This window comes from Mesorhizobium sp. RCAM 06353 (assembly GCF_059683585.1).
In genome coordinates this window covers 3,814,680-3,831,256 of record NZ_CM185031.1, presented here as the reverse complement: position 1 = coordinate 3,831,256, position 16,577 = coordinate 3,814,680, and the positions used below count along the sequence as shown (strand labels likewise).

Below are 16,577 nucleotides of genomic sequence, written 5' to 3'. Positions count from 1 at the left end.
CAGCGTCCAGCAGAGAGCCGTCAGACCGCCGCCAGCGCCTGCGTCAGGTCGGCGATCAGGTCATCCGGATGCTCGACACCGATCGACAGCCTGACCGTGGTCTCCAGCACGCCGATGCGCTGGCGCACGTCGAAGGGAATGCCGGAATGCGTCATGGCCGCCGGATGGCTGGCAAGCGATTCCGTGCCACCGAGGCTTACCGCCAGCTTGAAGATCTGCAACCCGTTGAGAAAGGCGAAAGCCGCCTTCTCTCCGCCCTTGATGTCGAAGGAGAAGGTCGAGCCGGCACCGGTGCATTGCCTGATGTAGGCGCGCCCAGCCGGCGTGTCCTCGCCCAGGAACGGCAGATAATGCACCTTCTCGACCTTGGCATGGTCGCGCAGGAATTCGGCGATCAGGCGCGCATTGTCGTTGGCCCGCTCCATGCGGATCGACAGCGTCTCCAGCGAGCGGCCGAGCATCCAGCAGGAATGCGGGTCGAGCTGCGTGCCGATGGCGCCGCGCAGCGCCTTGATCGGCTTGGTGACCGCCTTGCTGCCCATGGCGGCACCCGCGATCAGGTCGGAATGGCCGCCGACATATTTGGTCAGCGAATAGACGGAAACATCGGCGCCATGCTCGATCGGCCGCTGGAACACCGGCCCGAGCAGCGTGTTGTCGCAGACGACTATCGGAGCCGCGCCTTGCTTGGCGCCGATCTCGTCGGCGATCGTCCGCATCAGCGCGATATCGACCAGGCTGTTGGTCGGATTGGACGGTGTCTCGATCAGGATGACCGAAACGCGCCCCTTCGCAACCGCCGCATCGGCCGCCGACCGCACCGCCGCCTCGTCGACGCCATCGGCGAAGCCGACAGCACCGATGCCGAAGCCGGACAGCGTGCGCGTCAACAGCGTCTCGGTGCCGCCATAGAGCGGCTGCGAATGCAGGATGACGTCGCCCGGACGGGCATAGGCGAGCAGCGTAGTAGCGATCGCCGACATACCCGATGAAAACAGGATGCAGGCATCCGTCCCCTCATAGATCGCCAGCCGGTCCTCGACGATCTCGCTGTTGGGATGGTTGAAGCGCGAATAGACCAGGCCGGAGGCCGTGCCGCTCGGCGGTTCCTTGCGGCCGGACGTGTAGTCGAAGAAGTCGCGCCCCTCTTCCGCCGACTTGAACACGAAGGTCGAGGTCAGGAACACTGGCGGCTTGACCGCACCCTCGGAAAGCTGCGGATCGAAGCCATAGCTCAGCATCAGAGTCTCCGGATGGAGCTTGTGGTTGCCGATATGGGTTTTCGACGGGCGTGGCGCGGTCATGGCTTTTCCTGCATTCGAGGGATATCGCGCCGCAATTTATGCGATCCGGATCAGCCAGTCCTTGCTATTCTTGGGCTCGCATGGCTGCATATCAGCAACAAATTGCCGAGAGAGAGCGAAAGTGCAGCAGAAGATAGCCGATGATTTCGACCTCCGGATTCTCAGGGAATTGCGGGCGGACGCCCGCATCACCAACAACGAGCTTGCCGAGCGCATTGGCCTGTCGCCATCGCCCTGCCTCAGGCGTGTGCGGCGGCTGGAGGAGACTGGCGTCATCAGAGGCTACACCACGCTGGTCGATCCCGCCGCCTTCGGCTGGAGCATGGTCGCCATCGCCACCATCCGCCTCAGCCGCCAGAACGAGGACGAGATCGTGATGTTCGAGGACGCGATCCGCGGCTGGGAAGAGGTGCTGGAATGCCACCTCGTCACCGGTTCGCGCGACTATGTGCTAAAGGTGGTGACAGGCAGCCTCGAACAATATGAGCGCTTCATCAAGGAGAAGATCGCGCGGCTGAAATGCGTCGCCTCGATCGAGACCAGTTTCGTCATGAACACCATAAAGGAACGGCGCCTCTGACATTTTGCCAGAGGCGCCGTTTTCGAAATCAGAATGACTGGTAGGCCTACTTAACCGCCTTGTCGGTGATGGCGGTGGTGTAGGCGCCGGTCGGCTCCTTGGTGATGATCTTCTGGTCGAGCAGCGCCTTGGCGGTGCGCTCGTAGGTCGCCGGATCGAGCTTGCCGTCGGCATTGTCGACCAGCTTGGCGACTTCGCTCATCATCCGCTTCTGGTGGTTCTCGTCCTGGCCGCCGCCATCCATGACGATGCCTGCGGCTTCGTCATTGTTGTCGATGGCGTATTTCCAGCCCTTCATCGAAGCGCGCACGAAACGCACCATCTTGTCCTCGAAGGCCGGGTCCTTGAGCTTGTCTTCCGAGGCATAGAGACCGTCTTCAAGCAGGTCGTTGCCCATTGCCGAATAGTTGAACACGGTCAGCTGTTCCGGCTTATAGCCGGCATCGATCAGCTGCCAGTACTCATTGTAGGTCATGACCGAGATGCAATCCGCCTGCTTCTGGATCAGCGGCTGCACGTCGAAGCTCTGCTTCAAGACGGTGACGCCATCCGGGCCGCCATCGGTCTTGAGGCCAAGCTTGTTCATCCAGGCATAGAACGGATATTCATTGCCGAAGAACCAGACGCCGAGCGTATGGCCCTTGAAGTCGGCTTCGGTCTTGATCGGACCGTCCTTCGGGCAGACCAGTTCCATGCCGGCCTTCTTGAACGGCTGGGCGATGTTGACCAGCGGCACGCCCTTTTCGCGCGCAGCCAGCGCACCGCCCATCCAGTCGACGATGACATCCGCGCCGCCGCCGGCGATCACCTGCTCGGGCGCAATGTCCGGGCCGCCCGGCTTGATGTCGACGTCGAGGCCTTCGGCCTCATAGAAACCCTTGGCCTTGGCGACATAGTAGCCGGCAAACTGAGCCTGCGTGACCCATTTCAGCTGCAACGTCACCTTGTCGGCGGCCATTGCCTGGAAGGCGGCCAGCGACATCGCGCCGGCCAGAACGGGAATAATCAGTCTTTTCATTTTTCTACCCTCTGAAGTTAGTGCCCTAAACCCACCGCCCCTATCCACCACGGACAGAGGGATGCCAAAACGTGACGGCTCTTTCGACAAGAGCGACCACGCCATAAAAGACCGAACCCGCAAGTGCTGCAACTGCGATTTCGGCCCAGACCATGTCGATGTTCATCCGCCCGACCTCGGTCGAGATGCGGAAGCCCATGCCGACGACGGGCGTGCCGAAGAACTCGGCGACGATGGCGCCGATCAGCGCCAGCGTCGAGTTGATCTTCAGCGCATTGAAGATAAAGGGCGCCGCGGCCGGCAGCCTGAGCTTCAGCAGCGTCTGCCAATAGCCCGACGCATAGGTGCGCATCAGGTCGCGCTCCATATGGCCTGACGCGGCGAGCCCGGCGACCGTGTTCACCAGCATCGGGAAGAAGGTCATGATGATGACGACAGCCGCCTTGGACTGCCAGTCGAAGCCGAACCACATGACCATGATCGGCGCCACGCCAATGATCGGCAGCGCCGAGACCATGTTGCCGATCGGCAGCAGCCCGCGCCGCAGGAACGGCACGCGATCGGCGAGCACCGCGGTGATGAAGCCGGCGCCACTGCCGACGACATAACCAAAGATCACCGCCTTGAAGATGGTCTGCCGCACATCGGCGCCGAGCACCGGCAGCGAAGCGGCGATGCGCGCGCCGATGGCACTCGGCGGGGGCAACAGGATGAACGGAATGCCGGCGCCCCGCGTCACCGCTTCCCAGATGATCAGGATCCAGGCGCCGAAGATGGCGGGGATGATGAGCCGAAGGGCGGTCCGTTCCCAGTTCGCCATCGGGCGAAGTCCCGACAGCACCGCGACGCAGCGCCAGCCAAGCAGCCAGGCAGCCGTGAGCAGCAAGAAGTACGGTGCCCGTGCCTGGCCTTCGAAGCCGGCGATACCACCGATCAGCAGCCAGGCGACGAGGTGCGCGCCGATGAAAAGCACGACTGCTTCGACGATGGACGGTATTCTGGCCATGGAGATCAGAGCAGCGAGAAGCAGCGCACCGAAGATCAGCCAGCTTGTCGCCGCATAGGGATAGATCAACGCCCCGGCAGGCTGGGCCAGCGGATCCACTTTTGGCGCGGCGATCGCGCCGAGTGCGACCGCGATCAGGCACAACACAATCGCCAGCGCCGCTTGCCAGGAGGGTTTCAGCCAATTCATGCCGGCCTCCCGCCCATGGCGCGGTCGACGAGGCGCCCGGCAATGCCGACCACCATCACCAGAAGTGCGGCCACGATCGAACCGGCGACCAACGCCGACCAGATGTCGATGGATTGGCTGTAATAGGCGCCGGCGAGCAGCTTGGCGCCGATGCCAGCGACCGCACCGGTCGGCAGTTCGCCGACAATGGCGCCGACCAGGCTCGCCGCCACCGCCACCTTCATCGAGGTGAACAGGAACGGCACCGACGCCGGCACGCGCAGCTTCCAGAAGGTCTGCGCGCCGCTGGCATTGTAGGTGTGCATCAGGTCGAGATGCATGATCTCGGGCGAGCGCAGCCCCTTCACCATGCCGACCGTCACCGGGAAGAACGACAGATAGGTCGAGATCATCGCCTTCGGGATCAGCCCGGTAATGCCGACCGCCGCCAAAACCACGATGATCATCGGCGCCACCGCCAGGATCGGAATGGTCTGCGAGGCGATGATCCACGGCATCAGGCTGCGGTCGAGCGTCGCCACATGCACGATCCCCACCGCAATGACGATGCCGAGCGCGGTGCCGAAGCCAAAGCCGAGCAGTGTCGACGACAGCGTCACCCAGGCATTGTAGACGAGGCTGCGGTTCGAATTGATGGGCCTCAGGAAAGTGTTTTCGAAGAAGTTCACCGCCACCTGATGCGGCGCCGGCAGCGTCGGCTTGGGCTGCGACAGCGTCTTGCCGATGAGTTCGCTGAACGTGGAGGTCTCGTTGGCGCGGCGGTCGAGGTCGCGCTGGAACGGCGTGTTCAGGATGACGGCGAAGACGTACCAGAGGATGACGACGCCCAACAGGATCGACGTCACGGGAACGAGCTTGTCGCGGAAGGAGTCCATCTAGCGCTGCCCTCTTGCCCTTAACGAGAGAGGGCGACGACACCCATCCTTCGTCATCCTAGGGCGAAGCAAGGAGCGACGCGACGCGGCGCAGACCCTAGGATCCATGCCGTTACCTCTACGCTCCGCGACGGTAAGGAATACAGCTCCCGACCTAGGAAAACTGTCCCCCGCCGTGATTTGCCTTGCCGTCATTCTGGACCGTTTGCATTTTGCGATTGATGTCACGGCATGGATCCTAGGGTCTGCGCCGCGTCGCTTCGCTCCTTGCTCCGCCCTAGGATGACGAAGGCGCTGGTGGCCGCCCCCTCACCCGACCTCCGCTTCGCTCCGGCCACCCTCTCCCCGGTGGGGAGAGGAGGGAGCCCGTCCTGCCCCCGCTCAATCATCATAGCTGTGCCCTGCCCTCAAGCCATCACGCACGCGCGCAGCGATCGCCAAAAACTCCGGCGTTTCGCGGATGTCGAGCGGCCGCTCCTTCGGCAGCGTCGATTCGATGATGTCGCTGACGCGGCCGGGCCGTGGCGACATGACGACGATGCGCGTCGACAGATACACGGCTTCCGGAATGGAGTGGGTGACGAAGCAGATGGTCTTGTTGGTTCGCCCCCACAATTCCAGCAATTGCTCGTTGAGGTGGTCGCGCACGATCTCGTCCAGCGCGCCGAACGGCTCGTCCATCAAAAGCAGGTCGGCATCGAAGGCCAGCGCGCGGGCGATCGAGGCGCGCTGCTGCATGCCGCCGGATAGCTGCCAAGGGTATTTCTTCTCGAACCCCGAGAGGTTGACGAGGTCGAGCGTGCGCTTGATGCGCTCCGCCTGCTCCGCCCCGGACAGGCCCATGATCTCCAGCGGCAGGCCGACATTGCGCTGGATGGTGCGCCAGGGAAACAGGGCGGCCGCCTGAAAGACATAGCCATAGGCGCGTTTCTCGCGCGCCTGTTCCGGTGTCATGCCGTTGACCGAAATCGTGCCCGAGGTCGGCTTCTCCAGATCGGCGATGACGCGCAGCAGCGTGGTCTTGCCGCAGCCAGATGGCCCGATGAAGGAGACGAACTCCCCCTTGCCGATCGTCAGGTCGACATTGGACAGCGCCTGCACCGGCCCGTCATTGGTCTGGAAGGTGAGGCCCAGTTTGCTTGCCGCGACGACGGCTGGCGAAGTCCCGGTCATCGGCTGCAGCCTGCCTGTTCCCGCCCCTGCGCCGGCCGGATTCCGATTGCTTTTATCGCGATGTTGTTTTCCACTCGCCCAGTCCCAATGGTCTTTGTTCCACTCAATCGACGCCCGGAGTTTCCCCGATGTCGCCCACTTGTCATCTTATCCGCCCTGAAAGCACTTATGAAGGCAAGCAGGGTTTGACCTATTTCGCCGGCATCGCCACCGAGTCGGTCGGCTCCTCCGGCATCTGCATGCATGTGCTGACCATGCCGCCCGGCGCCCGCGCCAAGGCGCATCTGCATGAAAATCATGAAACGGCGATCTACGTGCTCTCCGGCGAGGTCCATACCTGGTATGGCGACCGGCTCGAGCATCACATCGTCGTCAAGGCCGGCGACCTCTTCTACATTCCGGCCGGGGTTCCGCATCTGCCGGCCAATCTGAGCAACGCCCCGTCCTCGGCCGTCATTGCCCGCACCGATCCCAACGAGCAGGAAAGCGTCGTCCTGCTGCCGGAACTGGATGCGCTGGTCGCCTGACGCTGACGGGATCGCGGTTATTTGCACCGCGAGACTTCCCCCATCAAATTGCCGTCCGCATCGGCGATCGTCAGCTTCTTGGCGTTCTTGGCGCTGCGCTTGATGGTGAATTTGGTCGGCTCCTGTCCCTCTTCGCCTTCCGCCTCACATGTCGCTGTCACCACCAGCGATCCGTCGGCCTGCGCCTGCGTCTTCGTGAACGTGCAGGCGCTGGCGGCGGTGATCAACTCCTTGTCGGTCAAAAGCAGCATCTGATCGGCGGCGACTTCCTGGCCGTTACGGTTGATGCAGCCATATTTGTCGCCATAGGGTTTCGACAGGTCGATGCCTGCCGCGGAAGCCTGCCCCGCCGTCAGCACAAGAATCATCGCAACAGACAAACCGAAACCGCGCATGCTCATCCCCCAGATCCCCCAGATCCCAATGCTCAAAACGTCAAGAACATGATTGCAGCGGCCCCAGTTCTTCCAGGCCGGGAATGGTGACGAAGAAGCCATCCGCACCCTTGTTGGTGACCACAATGGTTTCGATCGTCGTCCCCGCCTCGCCCTCGGCGGAACAGGTCGAACGCAACGATTGCGTACCCGGCACTGAGGTCAACTGCTGCTCGAAGCGGCAACCGCTGCCATAGGTCTCGATGCCTTCAGCGGTCAGCAGGATATAGGCATCGCTGTCCTGGTACCCGGCCTTGACGCCGGCACAGCCGACATCATTGCCCCAGGAACCGGCCAGTACCCCGGCCGCACTTGCCGGACCACCGGCAACAGCGGCCAGGACCGGTAAGATGAGCGCGGCCGAACGCGCCAAGCTCAGACCCCGGTCGCCGGAATGCCTGACCGTTCGACCTTGCGCGGCGCGGTGATGTCTTTCCACGTCGACAGCGCCCGGTTGACCGCCGCGTTCGGCTCGCGGCCGACGAACTGGCCATGGCCGGGCTTGGCCTTGACCTCGGTTTCCTCGATCGACAATTCACCGCGCGAGAAGACGAAGCGCGGCAGACCAGTCACCTCGAACCCTTCGAAGACATTGTAGTCGATCACCGACTGCTGCTTCTTCGACGAGATTGTCTTCTTCCGCTTCGGGTCCCAGACGAGGATGTCGGCGTCGGCGCCTTCGACGATGGCACCCTTCTTCGGATACATGTTGAGGATCTTGGCGATGTTAGTCGAGGTCACCGCGACGAACTCGTTCATCGTCAGCCGGCCGGTGTTGACACCGGTGGTCCACAGCACCGGCAAGCGGTCTTCCAGACCGCCGGTGCCGTTGGGGATCTTGGTGAAATCGCCGACGCCGTTGCGCTTTTGCTTGGTGGTGAAGGCGCAATGGTCGGTCGCCACAACCTGCAGCGATCCGGCCTGCAGGCCGGCCCACAGCGAATCCTGGTGCAATTTGTTGCGGAAGGGCGGGCTCATCACGCGGCGCGCCGCATGATCCCAGTCCTTGTTGAAATATTCGCTTTCATCGAGCGTCAAATGCTGGACCAGCGGCTCGCCGAACACCCGCATGCCCTTCTGCCGCGCCCTGCGGATGGCCTCGTGCGCCTGTTCGCAGGAGACATGCACGACATAGAGCGGCACGCCCGCCATGTCGGCGATCATGATGGCGCGGTTGGTCGCCTCGCCTTCCACTTCCGGCGGGCGTGAATAGGCATGTCCCTCGGGGCCATTGTTGCCGGCGGCGAGCAGCTTCTGCGAGAGTGCCGCAACCACGTCGCCATTCTCGGCATGCACCAGCGGCAGCGCACCAAGATCGGCGCAACGCTGGAACGACGCGTACATCTCGTCGTCATCCACCATCAGCGCGCCCTTGTAGGCCATGAAGTGCTTGAACGAGGTGATGCCCTTGTCGACGACAGTCGCCATCTCGTCGAACACCTGCTTGCCCCACCAGGTGATCGCCATGTGGAAGGAATAGTCGCAGGCAGCCTTCGACGTCTTGTTGTCCCACATCTGCAGGGCCTCCAACAGCGACTGCTGCGGCGCCGGGAGGCAGAAATCGACCACCATGGTGGTGCCGCCGGCAAGGGCGGCACGCGTGCCGGATTCGAAATCATCGGCCGAATAGGTGCCCATGAACGGCATTTCAAGATGGGTGTGCGGGTCGATGCCGCCCGGCATGACATAGCAGCCGGTGGCGTCGTACTCATGGTCGCCATGCAGGTCCGAGCCTATGGCGACGATCTTGCCGTGGCTGAACAGCACATCGGCCTTCCACGAGCGGTCGGCGGTGACGACGGTGCCGTTCTTGATGACTTTGGTCATTTTCTGTTCCCTTTTTCTCTTCGCGCTTCTTTATGAGCGGCGTTTGGAAGGTAGATGTCTAAGCTCACTCCACGATGACAGCCGTCTCCACCACCGCGTGGAACAACACGTCGGCGCCCGCCGAAGCCCATTCCTTGGTGATCTCTTCGGCCTCGTTGTGTGACAACCCGTCAACACAGGGACACATCACCATGGCGGTCGGCGCGACGCGATTGATCCAACAGGCATCGTGGCCCGCGCCCGAGACGATGTTGCGGTGGGTATAGCCGAGACGGTCGGCGGCATCGCGGATCGCCTTGACGCAACCGGCGTCGAAGGTGACCGGGTCGAACGCGCCGACCTGTTCGATCTTGTACTGGATGTCGAGCGCCTCGCAGATCGTGTCGATGCCTTCGCGGATGCGGCCATCCATCGCGTCCAGCACTTCCTTCTCGGGCGAGCGGATGTCGATGGTGAAGACGGTGCGGCCGGCGATGATGTTGCGCGAGTTCGGAAATACCTCCATGTGGCCGACCGCGCCGACGGCGTCAGGCTGGTAGTCCATGGCGATCTCGTGCACCAGTTCGATGACGCGAGCCATGCCGAGCCCGGCATTGCGCCGCTTGGGCATCGGGGTCGAGCCGGTATGGGCTTCCTTGCCGGTCAGCGTTACCTGCAGCCATTTCAGGCCCTGGCCGTGGGTGACGACACCAATGTCGATGTCTTCGTCCTCAAGGATCGGTCCCTGCTCGATATGCAGTTCGAAGAAGGCGTGGATCTTGCGGTCGCCGACCTTCTCGGTGCCCTTCCAGCCGATGCGCTCCAGCTCTTCGCCAAATTTCTTGCCCTGCTTGTCGGTATGCTCGTAGACATCTGCCTGCTCAAGCACGCCGGCGAACACGCCGGATGCCATCATCGCCGGGGCAAAGCGTGAGCCTTCCTCGTTGGTCCAGTTGGTGACGACGATCGGATGTTTGGTCTTGATGCCGAGATCGTTGAGCGAACGCACCACTTCCAGCCCGCCGAGCACGCCGAGCACGCCATCATACTTGCCGCCGGTCGGCTGCGTATCGAGATGGCTGCCGACATAGACCGGCGGCAGGTCGGGATCGGTGCCTTCGCGGCGGGCAAACATCGTGCCCATCTCGTCGAGGCCCATTTCGAGCCCGGCGGCCTCGCACCAGCGCTTGAACAGATGCCGGCCCTCGCCGTCCTCGTCGGTCACGGTCTGGCGATTGTTGCCGCCGGCAATGCCGGGGCCAATCTTCGCCATCTCCATCAGCGAATCCCACAAACGGTCTGAATTGATTCGCAGATTCTCGCCGGGTGCGGCCATTCAACATCCTCTCACTCATGACATCGGCCGGGCGGCGGTTCCCGCCGCCCGGCCGATGGAAGCAGTTTAGTCTATCGACCTCAGCACTTCACGCACATGGTCGATCAATTCATTGATCTGGCCCTTGGTGATGATCAGCGGCGGCGACAGCGCGATGATGTCGCCGGTGGTGCGGATCAGGGCGCCGCGCTCGAACGCCTTGACGAAGGCCGAGAAGGCACGCTTGGTCGGCTGGCCGGCGATCGGCGCCAGTTCGATCGCGCCGATCAGGCCGATGTTCCTGATATCGATGACATGCGGCTCGCCCTTCAGCGAATGCAGCGCGTCTTCCCAATAGGGCGCCAGTTCCTCGCCACGGGTCAGCAGGCCCTCTTCCTTGTAGGTGTCGAGCGTGCCGAGTGCCGCGGCGCAGGCAATTGGATTGCCCGAATAGGTGTAGCCGTGGAAGAACTCGATCATGTGCTCGGGGCCGGTCATGAAGGCGTCGTGGATTTCCTTCTTCACGAACACCGCGCCCATCGGGATGACGCCGTTGGAGACGCCTTTGGCGGTGGTCATGATGTCGGGCGTGACGCCGAAATAGTCGGCGGCGAACGGCGCGCCGAGACGGCCGAAACCGGTGATGACCTCGTCGAAGATCAGCAGGATGCCGTGCTTGGTGCAGATTTCGCGCAGCTTCTGCAAATAGCCCTTGGGCGGCAGGATGACGCCGGTGGAACCGGCGACCGGCTCGACGATGACGGCAGCGATGGTCGAGGCGTCATGCAGCGCAACGATGCGTTCCAGCTCGTTGGCTAGCTCCGCGCCATATTCCGGCACGCCCTTCGAGAAGGCGTTCTTCTCCGGCAGATGCGTGTGCGGCATGTGGTCGACGCCGCCGAGCAGCGTGCCGAACATCTTGCGGTTGGTGACGATGCCGCCGACCGAGATGCCGCCGAAATTGACGCCGTGATAGCCGCGCTCGCGGCCGATCAGGCGGGTGCGTGAACCCTCGCCCTTCACCCGGTGATAGGCGATCGCCATTTTCAGCGCGGTCTCGACCGATTCCGAACCGGAATTGGTGAAGAAGACGTGGTCCATGCCCTTGGGCGCCAGGTCGACCAGGCGGTTCGCCAGTTCGAACACGATCGGATGGCCCATCTGGAAGGCCGGCGCGTAGTCGAGTTCGGCGGCTTGATGCTGGATCGCCTCGGTGATCTTCGGCCGGCAGTGGCCGGCATTGACGCACCAGAGACCGGCGGTGCCGTCCAGCACCTTGCGGCCGTCGCTGGTGGTGTAGTGCATGTCCTTGGCGGACACGAACATGCGTGGCGCCTGCTTGAACTGCCGGTTTGCCGTAAACGGCATCCAGAATGCGCTGAGATCGTTCGGCGTGACTTTCAGCCGGTTGGACATGACCAAGACTTCCCCTTGTAACCTGTTTCGGTGCGTCCAACGCTTGGTCTTTGCCGCGCTTTCATGCTACGCAAATTTTTGACCGATTGGACAAACGTTAGCACCGCCCTGTCGGCGGTCAAGGGATTACTAGCGGAAATGCGGCTCCTGAAGTGCGTTCCACAGGCTAGGGAAAAACTGGTCCAGAGAATTGGTCCAGATGACCCTCCATGCGAGGGCTTGCAACGGTGAACACCGGCACGGACGCCCCTCGCCGCACCCGCATCCAGCAGGAAAAGCGTGAGCTGATCCTGGAGGCGGCACTCGAAGTGTTCTCCACCAACGGTTTTCGCGGCTCGACCATCGACCAGATCGCAGAGGCGGCCGGTATGTCGAAGCCCAACCTGCTCTATTACTTCCGCCGCAAGGAAGACATTCACGAGACGCTGATGCAGCGCCTGCTCGACACCTGGCTGGCGCCGCTCAGGGAACTCGACGACATCGGCGATCCGATGACCGAACTCAGGAGCTACATCAGGCGCAAGCTCGAAATGGCGCGCGATTTCCCGCGCGAGAGCCGGCTGTTCGCCAACGAGATCCTGCAAGGCGCGCCGCGCATCATGCCGCTGCTGGCGGGCGAGTTGAAGACGCTGGTCGATGAGAAGGCCGCCGTCATCAAGGGCTGGATGCGTGCCGGCAAGATCGCCAGGACCGACCCCTGGCACCTGATCTTCTCGATCTGGGCAACGACGCAGCACTATGCCGATTTCGACGTCCAGGTCCGCGCCGTGCTCGGGCCGAACCGCGGCGGCGACGGCCGCTTCGAGGACGCCGCGCGGTTCCTGGAGCAATTGTTTCTTGAGGGGCTGAAGCCGAAGGCCTGACCTCGGCCGCGACGGCTCAGGCGCTGCGCCGCTCGGCTGGCAGCGCGTCCAGCAAGGACTGCAGCTTGGCGATCGAGTTCTGCTCGGCGAGCGGCGTATAGACGATCAGCTTCATGTCCGAGCCGTCATCGATCGACAGGCTCATATGCTCGAACACCATCGCGCCGGCGATCGGATGCCGCAGATGCTTCATGCCGGACAGGCGGTGCACCACGTCGCGCTGCGGCCACCATTCCCGGAACTCGGGACTTGAGCGCATCATCAGCGCGATCAGCCGCTCGAAATCCGGATCGCCGACATATTTCGCGCTCTCGGCGCGAAACGCGGCAAGGGTTGCACGCGCCAGCTGCTCCCAGTCGACCAGCAGATGCCGCCGGTGCGGGTCGGTGAACACGCCATGGATGATGTTGCGGGCGTCGCCCTCCAACTGGCCATAGTCGCCGAAAATGGCGACGGCGCCGTCATTCCAGGCCAGCACGTCCCAACGCGGGCCGACGACATAGGCGGGCTGCAGGACAAGGCTTTGCAGCATATGCAGCAGGGGACCTTCGACCTTACCAGCCGCGATGCGCCGCCGCTCCGGCTGCTGGCGGCCGGCAAGCGTAAACAGATGCCGCTTCTCGGCGGCGTCGAGGCGCAGCGCCCCGCACAGCGCCGTCAGCACCTCCGCGGAAGGCCTGACATCCCTGCCCTGTTCCAGCCACGTGTACCAAGTGGTGCCGACGCCGGCGATCATCGCCACCTCTTCGCGGCGCAGGCCCGGCGTGCGCCGCCTGAGACCGGTGGCGATACCGGTTGCCGAGGGCGTCAGCCTTTCGCGGCGCGAGCGCAGGAAGGCGCCGAGTTCGCGCCGGCGGCTATCTTCAGCGGAATGAGAGGGCGCATCCATGCTGCCTACTATAGCAGTACTGATACCAGGATAAAGTTTGAACTGTTTGAGATCCGTCAGGCGTCCCATCTTGCGTCCAGAGCAGCAGACAGGAGGCTCCAAGAATGGACCTGAAAGACAAGACAATCCTCATCACCGGCTCGACCGACGGCGTCGGCCGCGTCGTGGCGCAAAGGCTGGGGGCCGCCGGCGCCCGTATCCTGGTGCACGGCCGAGATGCGGCGCGCGGCAAGGCAGCGGTGGCCGAAATCGAAGCCGCTGGCGGCAAAGCCGAGTTCTTCGCCGCCGACCTCGCCTCGCTGGCCGAAATTCGCCGCCTCGCCGAGGCCGTGCGTGCCCGAACGGACCGGCTCGACATCCTTATCAACAATGCCGGCATCGGCACGGCAGGCGCCAAACGACAGATCAGCGCCGACGGCTACGAACTGCGCTTCGCGGTCAACTATCTCGCCGGCTTCCTGCTGACGTCGGAACTTCTGCCGCTGCTGAAGGCCAGCGCACCGGCGCGCATCGTAAATGTCGCCTCGGCAGGCCAGCAGGCAATCGACTTCAGCGATGTCATGCTGACCCATGGCTATAGCGGCGTGCGCGCCTACTGCCAGAGCAAGCTGGCGCAGATCCTGTCCACCGTCGATCTGGCGGAACAGTTGAAAGGCACCGGGGTCACCGTCAACGCCCTGCATCCGGCGAGCTACATGGACACAACCATGGTCCGGCAGGCCGGCGTGACGCCATGGAGCTCGGTCGAGACCGGCGCCGACGCCATCGTCAACCTCGCCAACTCACCCGCGCTGGAAGGACGCGCTGGCCTCTATTTCGATGGCCTGCGTGAATCCCGCGCTGACGCCCAGGCCTACGACGCCAGGGCGAGACAGCAATTGCGAAGCCTGAGCCTCGACCTTGTCGGCCTGGCTTCCCCGGAACAGAAGGAACAACATTCATGACCGATAGAACCGAACACACAGTCATCATCGGCGGCTCGTCCGGCATCGGCCCGGCGACCGCGCGCAAGCTGATTGGACCCGGCATGAAGGTGACGATCACCGGGCGCAACCAGGACAAGCTCAACAGCGCCTGGAAAAGCCTCGGCGGCGGCGCCGACAAGGCCGCCTTCGATGCTTCGAGGCCGGACGAGGTGCGTCAGTTCTTCGAACGCCTCGGCCCGTTCGACCACCTCGTTCTGGCGGCGAGCGGCGGCAAGGGCCTTGGCCCCTTCGCGACGCTTGACCTTGCCGACATCGGCGGCGGCGTCGAGGAGAAGGTGCGGCCGCAACTGTCCTGCCTGCAGGCCGCCTTGCCGACGCTCAACAGATCGGGCTCAGTCACCTTCATATCGGCGGTATCGGCTCAGGCCACCATGCCCGGCGTCGCCGGCATCGGTGCCGTCAACGGCATGCTGCTGACGGTGACGCCGATCCTGGCTGTCGAACTGAAGCCCTTGCGCGTCAACGTCGTCGCGCCCGGCGTCATCGACACGCCGTGGTGGGACTTTTTGCCGGACGAGCAGAGGCAGGCGGTCTTTGCCGAATATGCCGGCAAGACCCCTGTCGGCAGGATCGGCCGCGCCGAGGACGTCGCCTCGGCGATAGCCTTCCTCGTCTCCAACGGTTTCATGACCGGCCAGGTGCTGACCTGCGATGGCGGTTTGCGGTTCGCCGCCTAATTCCGCCCTTCAAACGGCTTGCGCGATCAGCGTCAGGAACCCACCGCCGAGCGCGACATTGCCGACGAAGCCGTTGATGCGCGCCGCGCGGTCCGGGCCCTGATGGTCCCAGAAATTGTGGAACATCGGCGTCGCGGCGATCAGGAACAGCACCAGCACCGCGCAGGCGATCGCGGTCCACAAGCCTGCCATCACCAGCACGCCGGCGATGACCTGCAGGACGATGCCGGCCCACAGCGCCAGCCGCGCCTGTGGCACGCCGCGCGCGGCCATCAGCCCGGTCAGGAAAGCCGCGTTCTGGATGTTGCGCAGGCCGGCGAAGACGAAAGCGCCGCCGAGCAACAGGCGGCCGAGAAACAACAAAGTCGAAGGCAAATCGGCAGACATCAAACACTCCCTTTGAAAACAGTTGGAGCGCCGCCTCCCCGGCAGCGCTCCCAAACACATCAGGACGATCAGGCCGCCTTGGCCTTCTCGACCGGATGGATGGCCTGGAACGGAATGCACAGCCGGTTCCAGGTGTTGATCATGCCGAGCGCGACGGACAGCTTGACCAGTTCCTCTTCCGAGAAGTGCTCGAGCGTACGGGCATAGAGCTCGTCCGATACGCCATTGTTGGCAATCAGGGTCACGGCTTCGGTCCAGGCCAAGGCGGCGCGCTCGCGTTCGGAAAACAGCGGCGATTCCTTCCAGGCAGCGACGAGATAGAGCCGCTGCTCGGTCTCGCCGTCGCGCCTCGCCTCACGGCTGTGCATCTCGACGCAATAGGAACAGCCATTGATCTGCGAGGCCCTGAGCTTGATCAGGTGCAGCAGGCTGACCTCGAGCCCGCATTCATCGACCGCCTTGTTGAGCGCCGACACCGCCTTCATGATCTCGGGCGCCTTGGCGTAAAATTGCAGTCTCGGCTTCATCATCTTTCCTTTCACATCTGCTTTGGGGGTTGCGGGGTTGAACTGGGTTTCTGCGGCCGCTGGTGGCGCGCGACGAAGGCGCAGCTCGCGGCAAAGGATCTCGGATCGCCCTCCGCCGCGTAGTCCGCCACGATGTCGGACAGCTTTGTTTCGGCGAGCGCCGCCCGATAGGCGCGCTCAGCCCAGAGCATCGCGGCATTGATGCCGCAGGGTTTGACATAGGCCGAGGCATCGATCTTGACCGGACCGTTGCGGCGGATTTCACCGCAGCGAAACGCCGGTTCGCGCCCTTCGACGGCCAGCACGATGTCGAGCAGCGTGATGCGTTCGGCCGGCCGCGCCAGCCTATAGCCGCCCGCCGGACCCGATACCGATTCCAGGATGCGCGCGGCGCTCAGCATGTTGAGATGCTTCAGCAGATAGCTCGGCGACAGGCCGAACGCCTCGGCGAGCGCCGCACCCGGCATGGTGCTGTTGCCCTCGACGCTCGCCAGCGTGGCCGCACAATGGATGGCCGCCTCAACGCCCTCGCCCAGTTTCATGGTGCCGATCTCCAATTCATGGATATCTTTTATCGTGGATAACTTTTATCTGCAATAGGAAAA

The 16,577-nt window shown here is 63.4% G+C and carries 19 protein-coding genes; 5 read left to right on the top strand and 14 right to left on the bottom strand.

The window, feature by feature from the left end; translation table 11 throughout:
- Positions 1-20: 20 nt before the first annotated feature.
- Positions 21-1,304: a cystathionine gamma-synthase family protein gene (locus tag AC56QX_RS18470; RefSeq protein WP_497109852.1), complete on the bottom strand. Its 1,284-nt coding sequence runs from the start codon at positions 1,302-1,304 to the stop codon at positions 21-23.
- A 121-nt stretch (positions 1,305-1,425) separates the two neighbouring features.
- Between AC56QX_RS18470 and AC56QX_RS18465 the strand changes: the two genes are divergently transcribed.
- On the top strand, positions 1,426-1,884 hold the full coding sequence (locus tag AC56QX_RS18465) for an Lrp/AsnC family transcriptional regulator (RefSeq protein ID WP_027029765.1): 459 nt from the start codon (positions 1,426-1,428) through the stop codon (positions 1,882-1,884).
- Positions 1,885-1,930: 46 nt separating this feature from the next.
- On the opposite strand, the gene AC56QX_RS18460 is transcribed toward AC56QX_RS18465, so the two are convergent.
- The 4 genes from AC56QX_RS18460 to AC56QX_RS18445 form a co-directional block, all read right to left on the bottom strand.
- A complete protein-coding gene (locus AC56QX_RS18460) occupies positions 1,931-2,902 on the bottom strand; it encodes an ABC transporter substrate-binding protein (protein WP_497109851.1) in 972 nt (323 codons plus the stop codon).
- Positions 2,903-2,942: 40 nt separating this feature from the next.
- Entirely contained in the window at positions 2,943-4,097 is a 1,155-nt protein-coding gene (locus AC56QX_RS18455) for an ABC transporter permease (protein ID WP_497109849.1), read from the bottom strand.
- Positions 4,094-4,972, bottom strand: coding sequence for an ABC transporter permease (locus AC56QX_RS18450; protein WP_497109848.1), 879 nt, complete (start codon positions 4,970-4,972; stop codon positions 4,094-4,096). The genes AC56QX_RS18455 and AC56QX_RS18450 overlap by 4 nt, the downstream gene beginning before the upstream one ends.
- Before the next feature lie 381 nt (positions 4,973-5,353).
- Positions 5,354-6,145, bottom strand: a complete 792-nt coding sequence (locus AC56QX_RS18445; protein ID WP_497109847.1) for an ABC transporter ATP-binding protein — start codon at positions 6,143-6,145, stop codon at positions 5,354-5,356.
- Positions 6,146-6,273: 128 nt separating this feature from the next.
- Between AC56QX_RS18445 and AC56QX_RS18440 the strand changes: the two genes are divergently transcribed.
- Positions 6,274-6,672, top strand: a complete 399-nt coding sequence (locus tag AC56QX_RS18440; protein ID WP_477439813.1) for a cupin domain-containing protein — start codon at positions 6,274-6,276, stop codon at positions 6,670-6,672.
- A gap of 17 nt (positions 6,673-6,689) precedes the next feature.
- On the opposite strand, the gene AC56QX_RS18435 is transcribed toward AC56QX_RS18440, so the two are convergent.
- The 5 genes from AC56QX_RS18435 to aptA form a co-directional block, all read right to left on the bottom strand.
- A complete protein-coding gene (locus AC56QX_RS18435) occupies positions 6,690-7,067 on the bottom strand; it encodes a hypothetical protein (protein WP_497109846.1) in 378 nt (125 codons plus the stop codon).
- Positions 7,068-7,107: 40 nt separating this feature from the next.
- Positions 7,108-7,479: a hypothetical protein gene (locus AC56QX_RS18430; RefSeq protein WP_497109845.1), complete on the bottom strand. Its 372-nt coding sequence runs from the start codon at positions 7,477-7,479 to the stop codon at positions 7,108-7,110.
- 2 nt (positions 7,480-7,481) lie between these two features.
- Positions 7,482-8,933 (bottom strand): dihydropyrimidinase, encoded by a 1,452-nt coding sequence (gene hydA / locus AC56QX_RS18425; protein WP_497109843.1) that lies wholly within the window; start codon positions 8,931-8,933, stop codon positions 7,482-7,484.
- Between the two features lie 64 nt (positions 8,934-8,997).
- Positions 8,998-10,248, bottom strand: coding sequence for a Zn-dependent hydrolase (locus tag AC56QX_RS18420; RefSeq protein ID WP_497109842.1), 1,251 nt, complete (start codon positions 10,246-10,248; stop codon positions 8,998-9,000).
- Between the two features lie 66 nt (positions 10,249-10,314).
- Positions 10,315-11,643, bottom strand: a complete 1,329-nt coding sequence (gene aptA, locus AC56QX_RS18415; RefSeq protein ID WP_497109840.1) for an omega-aminotransferase AptA — start codon at positions 11,641-11,643, stop codon at positions 10,315-10,317.
- 209 nt (positions 11,644-11,852) lie between these two features.
- On the opposite strand from aptA, the gene AC56QX_RS18410 reads away from it, so the two are divergent.
- Entirely contained in the window at positions 11,853-12,506 is a 654-nt protein-coding gene (locus AC56QX_RS18410) for a TetR family transcriptional regulator C-terminal domain-containing protein (protein WP_497109839.1), read from the top strand.
- A 16-nt stretch (positions 12,507-12,522) separates the two neighbouring features.
- Here the strand turns inward: AC56QX_RS18410 and AC56QX_RS18405 are convergent, their stop codons facing one another.
- The gene (locus AC56QX_RS18405; protein WP_497109838.1) at positions 12,523-13,395 is read right to left on the bottom strand and encodes a helix-turn-helix transcriptional regulator; all 873 of its coding nucleotides are present in this window, start codon (positions 13,393-13,395) and stop codon (positions 12,523-12,525) included.
- A gap of 104 nt (positions 13,396-13,499) precedes the next feature.
- Between AC56QX_RS18405 and AC56QX_RS18400 the strand changes: the two genes are divergently transcribed.
- Both AC56QX_RS18400 and AC56QX_RS18395 read left to right on the top strand, forming a co-directional pair.
- Positions 13,500-14,339, top strand: a complete 840-nt coding sequence (locus AC56QX_RS18400) for an SDR family NAD(P)-dependent oxidoreductase (RefSeq protein ID WP_497109837.1) — start codon at positions 13,500-13,502, stop codon at positions 14,337-14,339.
- The gene (locus AC56QX_RS18395) at positions 14,336-15,058 is read left to right on the top strand and encodes an SDR family oxidoreductase (protein ID WP_497109836.1); all 723 of its coding nucleotides are present in this window, start codon (positions 14,336-14,338) and stop codon (positions 15,056-15,058) included. The genes AC56QX_RS18400 and AC56QX_RS18395 overlap by 4 nt, the downstream gene beginning before the upstream one ends.
- A 9-nt stretch (positions 15,059-15,067) precedes the next feature.
- On the opposite strand, the gene AC56QX_RS18390 is transcribed toward AC56QX_RS18395, so the two are convergent.
- The 3 genes from AC56QX_RS18390 to AC56QX_RS18380 form a co-directional block, all read right to left on the bottom strand.
- Complete coding sequence (locus AC56QX_RS18390; protein ID WP_497109834.1) at positions 15,068-15,445, bottom strand: DoxX family protein; 378 nt, start codon at positions 15,443-15,445, stop codon at positions 15,068-15,070.
- Positions 15,446-15,513: 68 nt separating this feature from the next.
- Positions 15,514-15,972 carry a carboxymuconolactone decarboxylase family protein gene (locus AC56QX_RS18385; protein WP_497109833.1) on the bottom strand — a complete coding sequence of 153 codons (459 nt, stop codon included), beginning with the start codon at positions 15,970-15,972 and terminating at the stop codon, positions 15,514-15,516.
- Positions 15,973-15,983: 11 nt separating this feature from the next.
- On the bottom strand, positions 15,984-16,514 hold the full coding sequence (locus AC56QX_RS18380) for an RrF2 family transcriptional regulator (protein ID WP_497109832.1): 531 nt from the start codon (positions 16,512-16,514) through the stop codon (positions 15,984-15,986).
- Positions 16,515-16,577 lie beyond the last annotated feature (63 nt).

Coding starts and splice junctions, on each gene's coding strand:
- AC56QX_RS18470 (WP_497109852.1), bottom strand. CDS start 1,304: ATGACCGCGCCACGCCCGTCGAAAACCCATATCGGCAACCACAAGCTC.
- AC56QX_RS18460 (WP_497109851.1), bottom strand. CDS start 2,902: ATGAAAAGACTGATTATTCCCGTTCTGGCCGGCGCGATGTCGCTGGCC.
- AC56QX_RS18455 (WP_497109849.1), bottom strand. CDS start 4,097: ATGAATTGGCTGAAACCCTCCTGGCAAGCGGCGCTGGCGATTGTGTTG.
- AC56QX_RS18450 (WP_497109848.1), bottom strand. CDS start 4,972: ATGGACTCCTTCCGCGACAAGCTCGTTCCCGTGACGTCGATCCTGTTG.
- AC56QX_RS18445 (WP_497109847.1), bottom strand. CDS start 6,145: ATGACCGGGACTTCGCCAGCCGTCGTCGCGGCAAGCAAACTGGGCCTC.
- AC56QX_RS18440 (WP_477439813.1), top strand. CDS start 6,274: ATGTCGCCCACTTGTCATCTTATCCGCCCTGAAAGCACTTATGAAGGC.
- AC56QX_RS18435 (WP_497109846.1), bottom strand. CDS start 7,067: ATGCGCGGTTTCGGTTTGTCTGTTGCGATGATTCTTGTGCTGACGGCG.
- hydA (WP_497109843.1), bottom strand. CDS start 8,933: ATGACCAAAGTCATCAAGAACGGCACCGTCGTCACCGCCGACCGCTCG.
- AC56QX_RS18420 (WP_497109842.1), bottom strand. CDS start 10,248: ATGGCCGCACCCGGCGAGAATCTGCGAATCAATTCAGACCGTTTGTGG.
- aptA (WP_497109840.1), bottom strand. CDS start 11,643: ATGTCCAACCGGCTGAAAGTCACGCCGAACGATCTCAGCGCATTCTGG.
- AC56QX_RS18410 (WP_497109839.1), top strand. CDS start 11,853: ATGCGAGGGCTTGCAACGGTGAACACCGGCACGGACGCCCCTCGCCGC.
- AC56QX_RS18405 (WP_497109838.1), bottom strand. CDS start 13,395: ATGGATGCGCCCTCTCATTCCGCTGAAGATAGCCGCCGGCGCGAACTC.
- AC56QX_RS18400 (WP_497109837.1), top strand. CDS start 13,500: ATGGACCTGAAAGACAAGACAATCCTCATCACCGGCTCGACCGACGGC.
- AC56QX_RS18395 (WP_497109836.1), top strand. CDS start 14,336: ATGACCGATAGAACCGAACACACAGTCATCATCGGCGGCTCGTCCGGC.
- AC56QX_RS18390 (WP_497109834.1), bottom strand. CDS start 15,445: ATGTCTGCCGATTTGCCTTCGACTTTGTTGTTTCTCGGCCGCCTGTTG.
- AC56QX_RS18385 (WP_497109833.1), bottom strand. CDS start 15,972: ATGAAGCCGAGACTGCAATTTTACGCCAAGGCGCCCGAGATCATGAAG.
- AC56QX_RS18380 (WP_497109832.1), bottom strand. CDS start 16,514: ATGAAACTGGGCGAGGGCGTTGAGGCGGCCATCCATTGTGCGGCCACG.